The organism is Mesotoga sp. UBA6090 (assembly GCF_002435945.1).
Lineage (GTDB): Bacteria > Thermotogota > Thermotogae > Petrotogales > Kosmotogaceae > Mesotoga.
The window spans coordinates 1-13,260 of record NZ_DIXC01000052.1; the positions used below are offsets into that span (position 1 = coordinate 1).

28 protein-coding genes are annotated in these 13,260 nt (G+C 46.2%); all 28 read left to right on the forward strand.

Translation table 11 applies throughout. The features are described from left to right. Positions 1-100: 100 nt before the first annotated feature. From rpsJ to rpsK, 28 genes are read left to right on the forward strand one after another with little or no spacing between them, the layout of a single operon-like run. Positions 101-409 (forward strand): 30S ribosomal protein S10, encoded by a 309-nt coding sequence (gene rpsJ, locus B3K42_RS07700; RefSeq protein WP_110990067.1) that lies wholly within the window; start codon positions 101-103, stop codon positions 407-409. A gap of 22 nt (positions 410-431) precedes the next feature. Beyond that, a complete protein-coding gene (gene rplC / locus B3K42_RS07705) occupies positions 432-1,064 on the forward strand; it encodes a 50S ribosomal protein L3 (RefSeq protein WP_110990066.1) in 633 nt (210 codons plus the stop codon). A gap of 32 nt (positions 1,065-1,096) precedes the next feature. Then, positions 1,097-1,777, forward strand: coding sequence for a 50S ribosomal protein L4 (gene rplD / locus B3K42_RS07710; RefSeq protein ID WP_110990065.1), 681 nt, complete (start codon positions 1,097-1,099; stop codon positions 1,775-1,777). Continuing rightward, a complete protein-coding gene (gene rplW / locus B3K42_RS07715) occupies positions 1,777-2,076 on the forward strand; it encodes a 50S ribosomal protein L23 (RefSeq protein ID WP_110990064.1) in 300 nt (99 codons plus the stop codon). Before rplD ends, rplW begins: the two co-directional genes overlap by 1 nt. 16 nt (positions 2,077-2,092) lie before the next feature. Beyond that, positions 2,093-2,920, forward strand: a complete 828-nt coding sequence (gene rplB / locus B3K42_RS07720; RefSeq protein ID WP_110990063.1) for a 50S ribosomal protein L2 — start codon at positions 2,093-2,095, stop codon at positions 2,918-2,920. 19 nt (positions 2,921-2,939) lie between these two features. Beyond that, a complete protein-coding gene (gene rpsS / locus B3K42_RS07725; RefSeq protein ID WP_039882973.1) occupies positions 2,940-3,224 on the forward strand; it encodes a 30S ribosomal protein S19 in 285 nt (94 codons plus the stop codon). Between the two features lie 14 nt (positions 3,225-3,238). After that, positions 3,239-3,673: a 50S ribosomal protein L22 gene (gene rplV / locus B3K42_RS07730; RefSeq protein ID WP_099772025.1), complete on the forward strand. Its 435-nt coding sequence runs from the start codon at positions 3,239-3,241 to the stop codon at positions 3,671-3,673. Positions 3,674-3,683: 10 nt separating this feature from the next. Continuing rightward, the gene (rpsC, locus tag B3K42_RS07735) at positions 3,684-4,313 is read left to right on the forward strand and encodes a 30S ribosomal protein S3 (RefSeq protein WP_110990062.1); all 630 of its coding nucleotides are present in this window, start codon (positions 3,684-3,686) and stop codon (positions 4,311-4,313) included. Between the two features lie 24 nt (positions 4,314-4,337). Beyond that, a complete protein-coding gene (gene rplP / locus B3K42_RS07740; RefSeq protein WP_110990061.1) occupies positions 4,338-4,763 on the forward strand; it encodes a 50S ribosomal protein L16 in 426 nt (141 codons plus the stop codon). Next, entirely contained in the window at positions 4,763-4,963 is a 201-nt protein-coding gene (rpmC, locus tag B3K42_RS07745) for a 50S ribosomal protein L29 (protein ID WP_110990060.1), read from the forward strand. The genes rplP and rpmC overlap by 1 nt, the downstream gene beginning before the upstream one ends. A gap of 6 nt (positions 4,964-4,969) precedes the next feature. Beyond that, positions 4,970-5,275: a 30S ribosomal protein S17 gene (rpsQ, locus tag B3K42_RS07750; protein WP_099772029.1), complete on the forward strand. Its 306-nt coding sequence runs from the start codon at positions 4,970-4,972 to the stop codon at positions 5,273-5,275. Then, positions 5,272-5,640, forward strand: a complete 369-nt coding sequence (gene rplN, locus B3K42_RS07755) for a 50S ribosomal protein L14 (protein ID WP_110990059.1) — start codon at positions 5,272-5,274, stop codon at positions 5,638-5,640. The genes rpsQ and rplN overlap by 4 nt, the downstream gene beginning before the upstream one ends. Before the next feature lie 12 nt (positions 5,641-5,652). Then, complete coding sequence (gene rplX / locus B3K42_RS07760) at positions 5,653-5,973, forward strand: 50S ribosomal protein L24 (protein ID WP_110990058.1); 321 nt, start codon at positions 5,653-5,655, stop codon at positions 5,971-5,973. A 16-nt stretch (positions 5,974-5,989) separates the two neighbouring features. Continuing rightward, on the forward strand, positions 5,990-6,550 hold the full coding sequence (gene rplE / locus B3K42_RS07765) for a 50S ribosomal protein L5 (protein WP_110990057.1): 561 nt from the start codon (positions 5,990-5,992) through the stop codon (positions 6,548-6,550). A gap of 12 nt (positions 6,551-6,562) precedes the next feature. After that, entirely contained in the window at positions 6,563-6,748 is a 186-nt protein-coding gene (locus B3K42_RS07770; protein ID WP_099772033.1) for a type Z 30S ribosomal protein S14, read from the forward strand. Between the two features lie 13 nt (positions 6,749-6,761). Beyond that, the gene (rpsH, locus tag B3K42_RS07775; protein ID WP_110990056.1) at positions 6,762-7,166 is read left to right on the forward strand and encodes a 30S ribosomal protein S8; all 405 of its coding nucleotides are present in this window, start codon (positions 6,762-6,764) and stop codon (positions 7,164-7,166) included. Positions 7,167-7,179: 13 nt separating this feature from the next. Beyond that, positions 7,180-7,734, forward strand: a complete 555-nt coding sequence (rplF, locus tag B3K42_RS07780) for a 50S ribosomal protein L6 (RefSeq protein WP_110990055.1) — start codon at positions 7,180-7,182, stop codon at positions 7,732-7,734. 17 nt (positions 7,735-7,751) lie between these two features. Then, positions 7,752-8,120, forward strand: coding sequence for a 50S ribosomal protein L18 (gene rplR / locus B3K42_RS07785; RefSeq protein WP_110990054.1), 369 nt, complete (start codon positions 7,752-7,754; stop codon positions 8,118-8,120). Between the two features lie 13 nt (positions 8,121-8,133). Further along, positions 8,134-8,739 (forward strand): 30S ribosomal protein S5, encoded by a 606-nt coding sequence (gene rpsE, locus B3K42_RS07790; protein WP_110990053.1) that lies wholly within the window; start codon positions 8,134-8,136, stop codon positions 8,737-8,739. Then, complete coding sequence (gene rpmD / locus B3K42_RS07795; protein WP_110990052.1) at positions 8,739-8,927, forward strand: 50S ribosomal protein L30; 189 nt, start codon at positions 8,739-8,741, stop codon at positions 8,925-8,927. The genes rpsE and rpmD overlap by 1 nt, the downstream gene beginning before the upstream one ends. A 13-nt stretch (positions 8,928-8,940) precedes the next feature. Next, positions 8,941-9,387 carry a 50S ribosomal protein L15 gene (gene rplO, locus B3K42_RS07800; protein WP_110990051.1) on the forward strand — a complete coding sequence of 149 codons (447 nt, stop codon included), beginning with the start codon at positions 8,941-8,943 and terminating at the stop codon, positions 9,385-9,387. Positions 9,388-9,389: 2 nt separating this feature from the next. Next, entirely contained in the window at positions 9,390-10,691 is a 1,302-nt protein-coding gene (secY, locus tag B3K42_RS07805) for a preprotein translocase subunit SecY (RefSeq protein WP_110990050.1), read from the forward strand. Between the two features lie 2 nt (positions 10,692-10,693). Further along, positions 10,694-11,353, forward strand: coding sequence for an adenylate kinase (locus B3K42_RS07810; RefSeq protein ID WP_110990049.1), 660 nt, complete (start codon positions 10,694-10,696; stop codon positions 11,351-11,353). Further along, positions 11,346-12,098 (forward strand): type I methionyl aminopeptidase, encoded by a 753-nt coding sequence (map, locus tag B3K42_RS07815; protein ID WP_292598147.1) that lies wholly within the window; start codon positions 11,346-11,348, stop codon positions 12,096-12,098. The genes B3K42_RS07810 and map overlap by 8 nt, the downstream gene beginning before the upstream one ends. Before the next feature lie 12 nt (positions 12,099-12,110). Then, positions 12,111-12,356, forward strand: a complete 246-nt coding sequence (gene infA, locus B3K42_RS07820; RefSeq protein WP_099828926.1) for a translation initiation factor IF-1 — start codon at positions 12,111-12,113, stop codon at positions 12,354-12,356. Then, entirely contained in the window at positions 12,353-12,469 is a 117-nt protein-coding gene (gene rpmJ, locus B3K42_RS07825; protein WP_099828927.1) for a 50S ribosomal protein L36, read from the forward strand. The genes infA and rpmJ overlap by 4 nt, the downstream gene beginning before the upstream one ends. A 12-nt stretch (positions 12,470-12,481) precedes the next feature. Beyond that, a complete protein-coding gene (rpsM, locus tag B3K42_RS07830; RefSeq protein WP_110990075.1) occupies positions 12,482-12,850 on the forward strand; it encodes a 30S ribosomal protein S13 in 369 nt (122 codons plus the stop codon). A gap of 18 nt (positions 12,851-12,868) precedes the next feature. Next, entirely contained in the window at positions 12,869-13,255 is a 387-nt protein-coding gene (rpsK, locus tag B3K42_RS07835) for a 30S ribosomal protein S11 (protein ID WP_110990076.1), read from the forward strand. The last annotated feature ends 5 nt before the right edge of the window (positions 13,256-13,260 follow it).

Genomic DNA, 13,260 nt, shown 5'->3' on the forward strand with positions numbered 1-13,260 from the left:
GCCGGAGTCGTCAGCTCAATAATTGAGTGATTAACGGTCTTTCCAGGAGAAGGGGGAGTAATCTCCCTTCCCTGTTAACAGAAGGAGGGAACATTTAGGCATGGCCAAGCAAAAAATCAGGATTCGCTTGAAGGCTTACGATCATAAACTGCTTGACTTGTCGGCCAAGAAGATTGTCGAAGCTGTAAAGCTCACCAATGCCAAGGTATCGGGTCCGGTGCCATTGCCAACGGAGAGGACGCTCTACACTGTTCTAACTTCGCCACACAAGTTCAAGGATGCAAGAGAGCAGTTTGAGAAACTTGTTCATAAGAGGTTGATTGAGATATTCGATCCTACGCCAAAGACGATAGATTCTCTTATGAAAGTCGACCTCCCCGCAGGTGTAGACGTGGAGATTAAACTGTAAAGAGACTTCGGAGGTGTGAAAGATGAAAGGTATATTGGGTAGAAAACTCGGTATGACAACTATATACAAAGATGGAAAAGCCTTCGGGGTTACCGTAGTGAAAGCCGGTCCATGTACAGTAGTACAGAAAAAGACGAGTGAAGGTGGCGAATACGACGCCATTCAAGTTGGATTCGAAGAGCTTACACCGGAAAGAGCAAAAAAAATACTGACAAAGCCTCTGGTGAAGAAGTTTGAAGCCGTAAAGGTCAAACCACATAGAGTTCTCAAAGAGTTCAAGGTTGGTAACATCAGTGACTTCAATGTTGGTGATATCATAGAAGCTGGCGTCTTTTCTGAAGGCGAAAAGGTAGACGTAACTGGATTTTCGAAGGGTAGAGGTTTTTCCGGCGCGATGAAGAGATGGAACTTCAGAGGTGGAGAGGCTTCTCATGGTTCGAAGTTCCACAGAGAACTGGGTTCGGTGGGTAATCACACTGATCCTGCGAAGATCTGGAAGGGTAAGAAGATGCCCGGTCAGTACGGTAACGAGAAGAAGACTGTAAAGAATCTAACCGTTGTAAAAGTCGATGCAGAGAATGGACTCTTAGCCATTTATGGCGCAGTTCCAGGAGCGAGGGGCGGCCTCTTAGTAATTAAGAGCGCAAACAGATAGCCCCGAAAATGTGTTGGAAGGAGGACGCAACAATGGCTCAAGCCGACGTTGTGAATATGGCCGGCCAGAAAGTTGGCACAGTAGAACTGATTGAAAGCGTCTTTAACGTTGAACCGAACAAAGATCTTATGTTCAGATACGTTAATATGCAGCTCTCAGGTAGACGTGCCGGACTGGCTTCGGCTAAGACAAGATCAGAGGTTAGGGGCGGGGGAAGAAAACCCTGGGCCCAGAAGCACACAGGAAGAGCAAGAGTAGGTTCAACGAGAAGTCCACTTTGGAGACACGGTGGAGTAATTCATGGACCAAAGCCAAAAGACTGGTCGTTCAATATGACCAAGAAAATGAAGAAGGTTGCGCTACGATCTGCTCTAAGTGTCAGACTCAATGAAGGCAATCTAATAGTTTTGGATGATCTCAAGTTTGACAATCCAAAGACAAAGCAGCTCAGAGAGGTCTTGAGTAATCTTGGACTTGATAAGTCGCAGAAGACACTCTTCGTTCTGCCATGGCAGAAAGACGAGTATCAGAACGTTAGACTCTCCGGGAAAAACATTTATGGTGTGAAGGTAATAATAGCGGATAATCCTGGAAATACAGCCGTAACCAGCAAGACAAATATCGACGGACTTAACGTCTACGACATAATAAATCATGAAAAGCTTGTAATCACGACTGATCTTGTTCGTAAAATCGAGGAGGTGCTCGGTTAATGACTGAAAAGAAGTATTACGGAGACGTTCTCCTCAGACCGCTGATCACTGAAAAGACAGTTGCTTCTGGTGAGATGAACAAGTACATTTTTGAAGTACATAGAGAGGCCAATAAGTATACAGTCAAAGACGCCGTTGAGAAGCTTTTCAATGTGAAGGTTGAACAGGTAAATATCATTAACATGAAGGGAAAACCAAAGAAACGTGGTGTCTTTATTGGCAAGTCGAGGTCCTGGAAGAAAGCAATCGTTACGCTTGTGACTGGATACAGGATTAAAGAACTCGAAGGCCAACACTAAGGTGAGGTGAGATGACATGGCATTGAGAAAGTTTAATCCCGTCACCAAAAGCAGAAGGTCTATGCTTCTTCCTGACTTCAAGGAAGTTACGAAGACTGAACCTGAAAAGTCTCTTCTGGAGCCAATTAAAAATAACGCCGGTAGAAACCATCATGGAAGAATAACAGTTAGGCATCAGGGTGGGGGAACCAAAAGGCGTTACAGAGTTATCGATTTCAAGAGAGACAAGATAGGTATTCCTGCGAAAGTCATATCGATAGAGTATGACCCGAACAGAACGGCAAGGATTGCTCTTCTCCAGTACATCGATGGTGAGAAGAGATACATGCTGGCGCCGAAGGGCCTGAAGGTCGGAGATGGTATTCAGAACGGCGACCAGGCCGAAATATCTGTTGGCAACTCCATGCCACTAGAAAGAATTCCGGTGGGTACGATCGTCCACAACATCGAGTTCTTACCCGGCAAAGGTGGCCAGATTGCGAGAGCAGCGGGAACCTATGCCCAGCTGATGGCCAAAGAGGGGAGATATGCTCTTCTTAGAATGCCTTCTGGTGAGTTGAGAAGAGTAGTGGTGAAATGCATGGCGACGATCGGTATGGTCGGAAATGAGGAGCATTCGAATGAGATACATGGGAAAGCAGGTAGAAAGAGATGGCTTGGAGTTCGGCCGTCGGTAAGAGGCATGACTATGAATCCGGTCGATCACCCGATGGGTGGAGGAGAAGGACGTTCTAAGGGGCACCTTCCTCAGAGTCCCTGGGGACAGCCGGCCAGAGGTTACAAGACCAGAAGGAACAAGAAACCTTCAGATAACCTCATAGTGAAGCGCAGGAATCAGAATTGATCAGGGGGTGTAGTTGAAGATGTCGAGATCTAAGAAGAAAGGCCCATACGTACACCCGAGTCTCTTGAAAAAGATTAGAGAGCTGAATGAAAAGGGAGAAAAGAAACCCATTAAGACTTGGAGCAGAGCATCCATGATTCTTCCTGAAATGATCGGACACACAATAGCTGTCTACAACGGAATGAAGCATATACCGGTTTACATTTCAGAGAATATGATTGGGCACAGACTGGGTGAGTTCTCTCCCACCAGGAGGTTCGGCGGGCATGCTGATAAGAAGAGTAAGAAAGGCGAAGTCAGATGAGGGGGGATGCTGGGATGGCGCAGGCGACGCAGAGAGACAAGCGTTCAGTTCTCCATAGGAAGCGCAAAGAAGAAAAGGCAGCGACTCCCGTTACTCAGGCAAAGGCAGTTGCAAAGTTTGTAAGAATCTCCCCTAGAAAGGCGAGATCAGTTGTAAATGCAATAAGAAATAGGGAAGTTGGCGAGGCGTTTCAGATTCTTGAGTTCTCACCTAAGAAGGCCTCCCGTTTGGTTTACAAAGTTCTGCGCTCTGCAGTGGCAAACGCAGAGAACAATTTTGGACTGAATATCGATAGTCTTTATGTCGAGAAAGCTGTCGTCGATGACGGTCCGAGAATGAAGCGGCTGTGGCCGCGAGGAAGAGGAAGAGCTGATATTCAGCAGAAACGATTTAGCCACATAACCGTTGTTGTAGCAAACCGCGAAGAGATAAGCAATCCTCAGGAGTGAGGTGACATAAGTGGGTCAGAAGGTACATCCTTATGGATTCAGGCTTGGTGTCAGTAAAGATTGGAAAGCCCGATGGATCAACGAGAAGAATTACAAAGAATATCTTCTTGAAGATCTGAAGATAAGGGACTTTCTCAAAAAGAATTACATGGCTGCTGGAGTTTCCGATATTTACATCGAAAGACCGGAGCCAGGTAAGGTGGTTATTACCATCAAATGCGCCAGACCTGGTGTGATGATTGGAAAGAAGGGCAGTGAAGTCAAGCTGCTTAGGCAGCGGCTGGAGAAGCTTATAACCAGGCAGTTCCAGTTAAATATCGAAGAAGTGAAAACACCCGAGACCGATGCGATCCTTGTTGCTGAGGATATCGCGTCAAGAATTGAGAAGCGAGCATCCTATAAGAGAGCCATGAAGAGAGCAATATTCACAGCAATGAGAAAGGGAGCTAAAGGCATAAAGATAATGGTTTCCGGAAGACTGAACGGAGCTGATATTGCCAGGACAGAGTGGTACCTGGAAGGAAGACTTCCTCTCCAGACCCTCAAAGCTGATCTGGACTACGGTTACACCACAGCCTTCACTAAGATGGGAATAATCGGCGTGAAGGTATGGATCTACAAAGGCGACGTACAGGTGTAATTGCAAGAGGGGAGGTAGTTCATAATGTTAATGCCCAAAAGGGTAAAATACAGAAAGCAACAAAGAGGTAAGATGAACGGTAAGGCAAAAGGTGGGACCATTGTTCACTTTGGAGAGTGGGGAATAAAGGCCCTCGAACCACACTGGATATCTGCTCAGCAGATCGAGTCCTGCCGAATTGCGATTACGAGAACACTTAAGAGGAATGGTAATCTCTGGATTCGAATCTTCCCTGACAAACCTATTACCTCAAAAGGAATCGGTGTGAGAATGGGGAAGGGAAAGGGAGATGTTGAAGGCTGGGTAGCTGTTGTCAAGCCCGGGAAGATCATGTTCGAAATAGGCGGAGTGCCTGACCAGCTTGCGAAAGAGGCTCTTCAAAAAGCGGCTTCAAAACTACCTATCAGAACAAAGATAGTACCGAGGTATCAGATAGGAGGTGAGCTCTGATGAAAGCAGTTGAACTCCAGAAGTTCACAGACGAAGAACTCACTCAGATGCTCGAGGATTCAAAGAGAAAGCTGATGGACCTCAGGTTCCAGCTGGAAATGAACAAGTTGAAGAACCATTCCCAGATAACTGTTGTAAAGCGCGACATAGCAAGGATAAAGACCATCCTTCGCGGTCGTGAACTGGGGATAAGGAGGTAATCCGCCATGCCAAGAAAGACACTAGTAGGAACGGTAGTAAGTGACAAGATGGACAAAACGATAGTAGTGAGTGTTACAAGAACGCACATACATCCCTTCTACGGGAAAACCATGAAAACTACTAAGAAGTATCACGCAGATGATCCAGAAGGTCTTGCTGGAATGGGCGATACAGTTGAAATTGAAGAGTGCAGGCCCCTCAGCAAGATGAAGAAGTTCAAACTCGTGAAGGTTCTCAAGAAGGATATCTACACGGGAGAAATACCCGAAACTCCCGAGACCGTTGAAGGTTCCGGAGGTGACCAGAAATGATCCAGTCTGAATCATACCTGAAGATCGCAGACAACTCCGGTGCGAGAATGATCAAGGTGATACAGGTCGCCGGCGGGTACAGAAAGAGATCGGGAACCATAGGTGACATAGTTGTTGCGGCAGTGAGGGATGTGGCACCGAACACAGATTTCAAAAAGGGTGATATCGTAAGGGCCGTTCTTGTTAGAACCGCGAAGGAGATTCGCAGACCAGACGGTACCTACATTCGCTTCGATGACAATGCTGCGGTCATTATCGACAAGCAGAACCAGCCCAGAGGGACACGCGTCTTTGGACCTGTTGCTAGAGAAATAAGGGATAAGGGATTCTCCAAGATAGCTTCTCTAGCCCAGGAAGTCTGGTGAGGAGTGAGCAAAATGAGTAGAGTGAAAAGAGAAGATACAGTAATGGTTATATCAGGCAAAGACAGGGGCAAGAAAGGCAAAGTTCTTAAGACAATTCCCTCGGAGAAGAAGATAATAGTTGAGGGAGTCAACTTCACGAAAAAGCATCAGAGACCAACTAATCAATACCGTGAAGGTGGAATCATTGAAAGGGAATCCCCAATATACGTTTCCAAAGTGATGGTTGTCTGCCCCAACTGTAATAAGCCTACGAGAGTCGCCCACAAAATTCTTGAAAATGGTGAAAAGGTCAGATCTTGCAAGAAGTGCGGCGAGATAATCGATAAGGTCTGATGGGGAGGAATTGTTGATGGCATACGAATACGTCCCTTTGAAAGATAAATTTGAAAGTGAAGTAGTCCCTACCATGACGAAGGAATTTGGATACAAGAACAAGCTAGAGGTCCCTAGGGTTTCGAAGATAGTTGTCAATATGGGGATTGGCGAAGGTTCAAGAAATGCCGACCTTCTCGATCTACATGGCAAAGAGCTGATGACGATTGTCGGGCAGAAGCCAGTGGTGACGAAAGCCAAGAAGAGCATAGCGAACTTCAAACTTCGTGATGGAATGCCGGTTGGATTGAAGGTTACCCTCAGAGGGCCCAGGATGTACAACTTCCTATACAAGTTGATTAATGTTGTGCTTCCTAAACTAAGAGACTTCAGAGGCGTTGATCCCGACTCATTCGATGGTAGAGGTAATTATGCAATGGGGCTTCCCGAACAGCTAGTCTTTCCCGAAATTGTACCGGATCAGATAAAACGAGTTCAGGGAATGGACATAATAGTTGTTACAACGGCCAGGACTGATGAGGAAGCAAGAAGATTGTTAGCCCTTCTTGGACTTCCTTTCAAGAGAGTCATGGTCTAAGGAGGTAGGTGCATGGCGAAGAAATCATTAATCGAAAAATGGAAACGAGAACCCAAGTTCAAAGTAAGGAAATATAACAGATGCAATCTTTGTGGCAGACCCAGAGCGGTTTATAGAGAGTTCGGTCTTTGCAGAGTGTGCTTTAGACAGCTGGCTTCCGAGGGAAAACTCCCCGGTGTGAAGAAAGCAAGCTGGTGAGGAGGGAAATGTAATGTGGAGTGATCCCATAGCCGACATGCTCACTAGAATAAGAAACGCCAACGCTGCTTTCAAGGAGAGCGTGGACATACCGGCTTCTAACCTGAAGAAGAAGCTTCTGGATATTTTGAAGGCAGAGGGCTATATAGACGACTATAAATATATAGAGGATGGCAAACAGGGTGTTCTTAAGGTCTTTCTGAAATACAAGGGAGACAGAAGGCACAAGATCAACGTCATCTCTGGAATTGTGAGAATTTCTAAACCTGGCAAAAGGATGTACGTAAACAAGGACAAGCTTCCGAAGGTAAAATCAGGTATGGGAATAGCAATTTTAAGTACTTCCAGCGGAGTGATGACAGACAAGCAGGCCCGTTCCCAAGGCGTCGGCGGCGAAGTCATCTGCTACGTGTGGTAGGGAGGGAATTCTAATGTCTAGACTACTAAAGCATTCCATAAAAATCCCTGCTGGTGTATCATACAAAATCGAAGGAAACTTGATCACTGTGAAGGGACCTAAAGGCGAGCTAAAACAGGAACTCCTTCCTCTTGTGAAGATCGAAGCCGACGAAAAAGAGCTCTGGGTTAAGTCAAATGAAGATGTTGTGATCAGAAAGAGTGACTATAAGAGATTGGCAAAATATGCCGGCACCTTTTGGTCGCTAATAAACAACATGGTGGTGGGCGTTACACAAGGGTTTGTTAAGGAACTTGAAATCGTTGGAGTAGGATACAGAGCTCAGCTTCAGGGAAAGAAGCTTGTAATGAATCTCGGTTATGCTCATCCTGTTGAGATTGATCCTCCTGCTGGAATAGAGTTTGAAGTACCGGCGCCGCAGGCTATAGTTGTCAAGGGAATCGACAAGTACTTAGTTGGGCAGGTTGCTGCGAACATCAAGCGATGGAGAATACCGATTGTCTATTCCGGAAAGGGTATACGTTACAAGGGAGAAGCAATTAGAACCAAAGTCGGTAAGAAGGTCTAATCAAGGAGGCGGCTGGAGTGTTCAAACATAAAGACAAGAAGGAACAAAGGCGAAAGAGACATCTTCGCGTCAGGTCTGCAATTTCCGGAACACCGGAAAGACCGAGACTGGCAGTCTTCAGAAGCGAGAAGCACATTTATGCTCAGCTGATCGATGATTCCAAGGGAGTCACCCTTGTTTCAGCATCGACGGTAGACAAAGATGTCAAGGGTTCCATAGATAAGTCATGGAATGTAGACGCTGCGAAGAAGGTCGGGGAGCTCCTCGCAAAGAAGGCGAAAGACAAGGGAATCACCAACGTGGTTTTCGACCGTGGGGGATTCAAGTTCCATGGAAGAATAAAGTCGCTTGCCGAGGGAGCTCGAGCAGGTGGGCTACAGTTCTGAGGAGGTGAGGAAGATGGCTGAAGAGATGAAGAATGATCGCAATTCGAAATCTTCACGTGAAGGAAGAAGAAACCCCAGAGCTTCCAGAAACGCTCCTGTAGAAAAGCAGGTAGAAGACAACGAATTTGAAGAAAGAATAATTGAAATAAGAAGGGTTACAAAGGTTGTTGCTGGAGGAAAGAATCTATCCTTTAGAGTAGTTGCCGTTGTAGGCAACCGAGATGGAAAGGTTGGTCTTGGAATCGGCAGTGCCAGAGAAGTCCCGACCGCAATAAGAAAGGCAGTTCTAGAAGCCAAAAAGAATGTTACAGAAGTTGCGGTAAGAAACGAGACCGTACCACATGAGACAGTTGGTCGACAGGATTCCGCAAGGATAATGTTGAAACCTGCAGGTCCAGGCACGGGTATCATTGCCAACTCCCCCGTCAGAGCAGTTGTAGAGCTTGCAGGAGTTAAGAATATCCTAACTAAGTCTCTGGGATCATCAAATACGCTTAACATGGCCAGGGCGGCTCTGAATGGTTTGATTAGTCTGAGATCCCCGCAGGATTTTGCAAAGCTTAGAGACATTTCCTTGAAGAGGGTCTTCCACGGAATCAGCGAGGAGGCAGGTCAGTAATGGCAAGGAGTTTGAGAATACGATTGATAAAGAGTCCGATCGGCTTTAATAGAAGACAGCTGAAGACAGTAAGGGCGCTGGGTCTTGGTAAGTTGGACAGTGAAGTTGTCCAACCGGATTCTCCACAGATCAGGGGAATGGTTAATGCCATAAGACATCTTCTTGCTGTCGAAGAACTTGATGACTGAAGGGGGTAGGAAGATGGCTTTTAAAGTTGAAGATCTAAGTCCGACGCCCGGTTCGAGAAAGAGAGAGAAGAGAATAGGACGCGGTATTGGTTCGGGAATGGGTAAGACCGCCACAAGAGGCCACAAAGGACAGGGAAGAGCAACCGGCAAGGTGGCTGCACGATTTGAGGGCGGACAGACACCCCTATTCAGGAGAACACCGATAAAAGGGTTCAGGAACCGAGGCTCCATAGAGTATGCCACTGTCAATATTTGTACTCTTGAGGAAAGATTCGAAAGTGGTAGTGAGATTTCGCCTGAGATTCTCGTTCAGAAGAACATATTGAAAGATCTCAAAGATGGAGTGAAGATCCTGGCAAGAGGTGAATTGACCAAGTCTCTTATAGTCAGGGCAAATGCTTTCAGTGCAACTGCCAAGGAGAAGATCGAAGCTGCTGGTGGAAAGGCTGAGGTGATCTGATAATGTGGAATGCCCTGAAGAACGCGTTCAAGATACCTGAGCTAAGAGACAGAATTCTCTTCACGTTTTTCGCGCTGGCAATCTTCAGACTAGGTGTCTACATACCAATCCCGGGAATAAATATTCAGGCTTGGTCAGCTTATTTCGGTACTCTCTCTGAAGGTGGAGCCGGAGGCTTTATAGGCTTTTTTGATGTCTTCACTGGTGGAGCCGTACAGCAGTTTTCGATATTCTTGATGAGCGTTACTCCTTACATTAACGCGCAGATTATGCTTCAGTTGCTTACGGCCGTTGTTCCAAGTTTGAAGGAAATGCTCAAAGAAGGCGAAGAGGGAAAGAAAAAGTACGCTCGATACACAAGAATGCTGACAGTTGGACTTGCGGGTCTTCAAGGATTCCTGATTTCATTCGGTCTCTCTTCAAACACTGCTATAATGGCCATCCCAAGCAGGATTCTCTTTGTCCTCCTTGCAACAGCAACTCTAATTGGAGGAACGATGTTCCTTCTGTGGCTTGGAGAGAGAATAACTGAAAAGGGAATAGGAAACGGAATATCTGTTCTGATTTTTGGAGGAATTGTCGCAAGGTACCCTGCTTCTATAATGCAGATAGTCATCGCATTGTCTCCTATACAGTGGGTCATATTGCTTGCAATTGCTCTTTTCACAGTAATTGCAGTTATCTATGTCCAGATGGGAGAGAGAAGGATTGAAGTTCAATATGCCAGAAGAGTCACGGGCAGAAGAGTCTATGGGGGAGTCTCCACCCACATTCCTATAAAGGTTAATCAGGGTGGAGTCATACCGATAATATTCAGTTCTGCAATAATGATGCTTCCCCAGTTTATCGCAACTGCATTCCCTGAAGGAAGCGGTGGCAGGAATGTCATGCAAGCTCTGTTTGCTCAGACCTCTCCTGTTTACATCTTGCTTTACGGTGGAATGGTTTTCTTCTTCACATTCTTCTACAGTTCGCTGGTTTTTGATGTGAGAGAAGTATCGGATAATATACGTAATTACGGAGGATACATCCCAGGAATTAGGCCGGGCTTTTCGACGCAGCAGTACATTCAGAGAGTTCTGAATCGTGTGGTCTTTATGGGTGCTGTATTCCTTGTAGTTGTCGCCTTGCTTCCGCTAATAGTTGGAGGAATTTTCAGTATTGGCGGACTTGCAATAGGAGGGACCTCGACTCTAATTGCCGTTGGTGTTGCCATTGATATTTTGCAGCAAATGGAAACACACCTTATGGTCAGGCACTACGAGGGTTTTGTCAAGAAAGGCAAGTTACGGGGAAGGAGGTAAGCATGAATGTGATTCTAATGGGTCCTCCCGGAGCAGGGAAGGGGACACAGGCAAAACGGATAGCCCGTAAACTGAACATACCTCACATATCTACTGGTGATATGCTAAGGGATGCCGTGGCTGCTGGCACTGACCTTGGGCTGAAGGTTAAAGAAATTATGGATAAAGGGCTTCTCGTCCCCGATGATCTGATGATAGATCTTGTCAGAGAGAGATTGGCTAGAGAGGATACCAAGAATGGCTTCATACTTGATGGCTTTCCAAGAACAGTCGAACAGGCAATTGCACTGGACAAGATGCTTGACGAACTTAATAAGGAGATTCATGTTGCTCTGCTTGTTGACGCTGATGAAGAGGAAGTTGTAAAACGTATTTCAAGCAGGAGAGTTTGTCCGGAATGCGGGAAAGTTTACAATCTCCTAACGTTAAGACCCGAGGTCGAAGGTTACTGTGACAACGATGGTAGCAAGTTGATTCAGCGAGACGATGATAGGCCTGAGACTGTTAGGGCGAGGTACCGTGTCTACTCGGATAAGACCGCGCCAGTGATTAGATACTATTCCGGCGAAAAAGGCAATCTTGTTAAGGTGGACGGGTCGGGAGAAATTGATACCGTCACTGCTGAAATCGTCAATCATCTGGAGAATGCAAAGCATGGTTAGGTTGAAATCTCCAGAGGAAATCTGTAAAATCGAAATTGCTGCGAAGGTTGTCGCAGAGGTTTTGGCTGTGGTTGAGTCCTATGCAGTCGAAGGTGCCTCTGCCTATGATATGGAAAGAGCTGCAGAAGAATTGATTGAAAGAAGAGGTGGCATCCCCGCATTCAAGGGTTATAGTGGATATCCGTACACCCTCTGCGTATCGGTAAATGAGGAGGTAATTCACGGTTTTCCCTTGAGAGAGAAAGTCTTCGCTGCCGGGGATATCGTGTCCGTGGATTGTGGGGTAGTGAAGGATGGATTCGTGGGAGACGCCGCGAAATCTTTTGTTGTAGGAAGTTATCTATGCGAAAAAGACCGGTTGCTTTTGCAACGGACTGAAGAGTCTCTTTTTAAGGGCATAGAGATTGCATGCGCTGGAAACCGACTTGGCGATATAGGATTTGCAGTCCAGAGCTGTGTGGAAAGCGCCGGGTTTTCTGTGATAAGAGACTACGTTGGACATGGAGTTGGCCTGAGCCTCCACGAGGATCCTCAGGTCCCTAATTATGGAAGACAGAACAGCGGGATGCTTTTGAGAACCGGTATGACTCTTGCGATTGAACCGATGGTTGCAAGTGGACATTACAGCTTGGAGATTCTGGAAGATGGTTGGACCGCAGTAACTGCTGATAGATCGCGTGCTGCTCATTTCGAGCATGATATTGCGATACTGGAAGACGGGCCCAAGATTCTTTCCAGATTGTGAGGAGGATCACCGGTGTCGGATAAGAGCGATATCATTAAGATGGATGGAATAGTTGTGGAATCGATGCCCAATGCTACCTTCAAGGTCGAATTGGAGAACGGCCACTCTGTTCTAGCTCACATCTCTGGAAAAATGCGCAAGAACTTCATCAGGTTGATCCCCGGCGATAAGGTTGTGGTAGAGGTTTCGATATATGACCTGACCAAAGGAAGAATTGTTTATCGAAAAAGGATAGACAAAGGAGGAGAAACGAATTGAAAGTCCGCGCTTCGGTAAAGAAGAGATGTGAACATTGCAAGGTAATAAGACGCAATGGAAGAATAAGAGTTGTCTGCGAAAAAAATCCAAAGCACAACCAGCGTCAGGGTTAAGGAGGGATATAGATGGCACGTATCCTTGGTGTTGAGCTTCCTAATAACAAGAAGACTTTCGTTGCCCTGACCTATATCTATGGTATAGGTTATACAAGAGCCAATGAGATTCTTAGTGGAACCGAGATTGACCGCGACAAGAGAGCAAAGGACCTTACTGATGAAGAAGTAAGTAAGATCGCGAAGTTTATTAACGAGCATTACAAGGTTGAAGGTGAGCTCAGAACTGAAGTTGACAGGTCAATAAAAAGGCTAATTGAGATTGGAAGTTATAGAGGTTACAGGCATAGAAACGGACTTCCGGTTCGCGGTCAGAAGACGCATTCCAATGGGAGGACCAGGAAGGGTTCTAGAGCCAGTAAGATTCGTAAGAAGAGCTAAAACGGGAGGTAAGAGTGAATGGCAAAGAGACCAGCAGCCAAGAAAAGAAAGAAGTTATCTACTGATCGAGGTGTTGTGCACATAAAGTCCTCTTTCAACAACACGATAATTACCCTGACAGATCCCGAAGGGAATACGCTCATGTGGACGTCGGGTGGAACTGCCGGTTATTCCGGATCAAAGAAATCCACACCCTATGCGGCGCAGCTGGGCGCGGACAGGATTGCAAAAGAGGCTATCAAGTTAGGAATAACCAGAGTAGGTATAGAAGTAAAGGGCCCAGGTTCGGGACGTGAAGCTGCAATCAGAACTATTCAAGCGGCGGGTCTCACTGTTGAGACGCTTAAAGATATTACGCCACTGCCTCATAACGGTTGCAGACCGAGAAGAAGAAGAAGAGTCTGATTTAG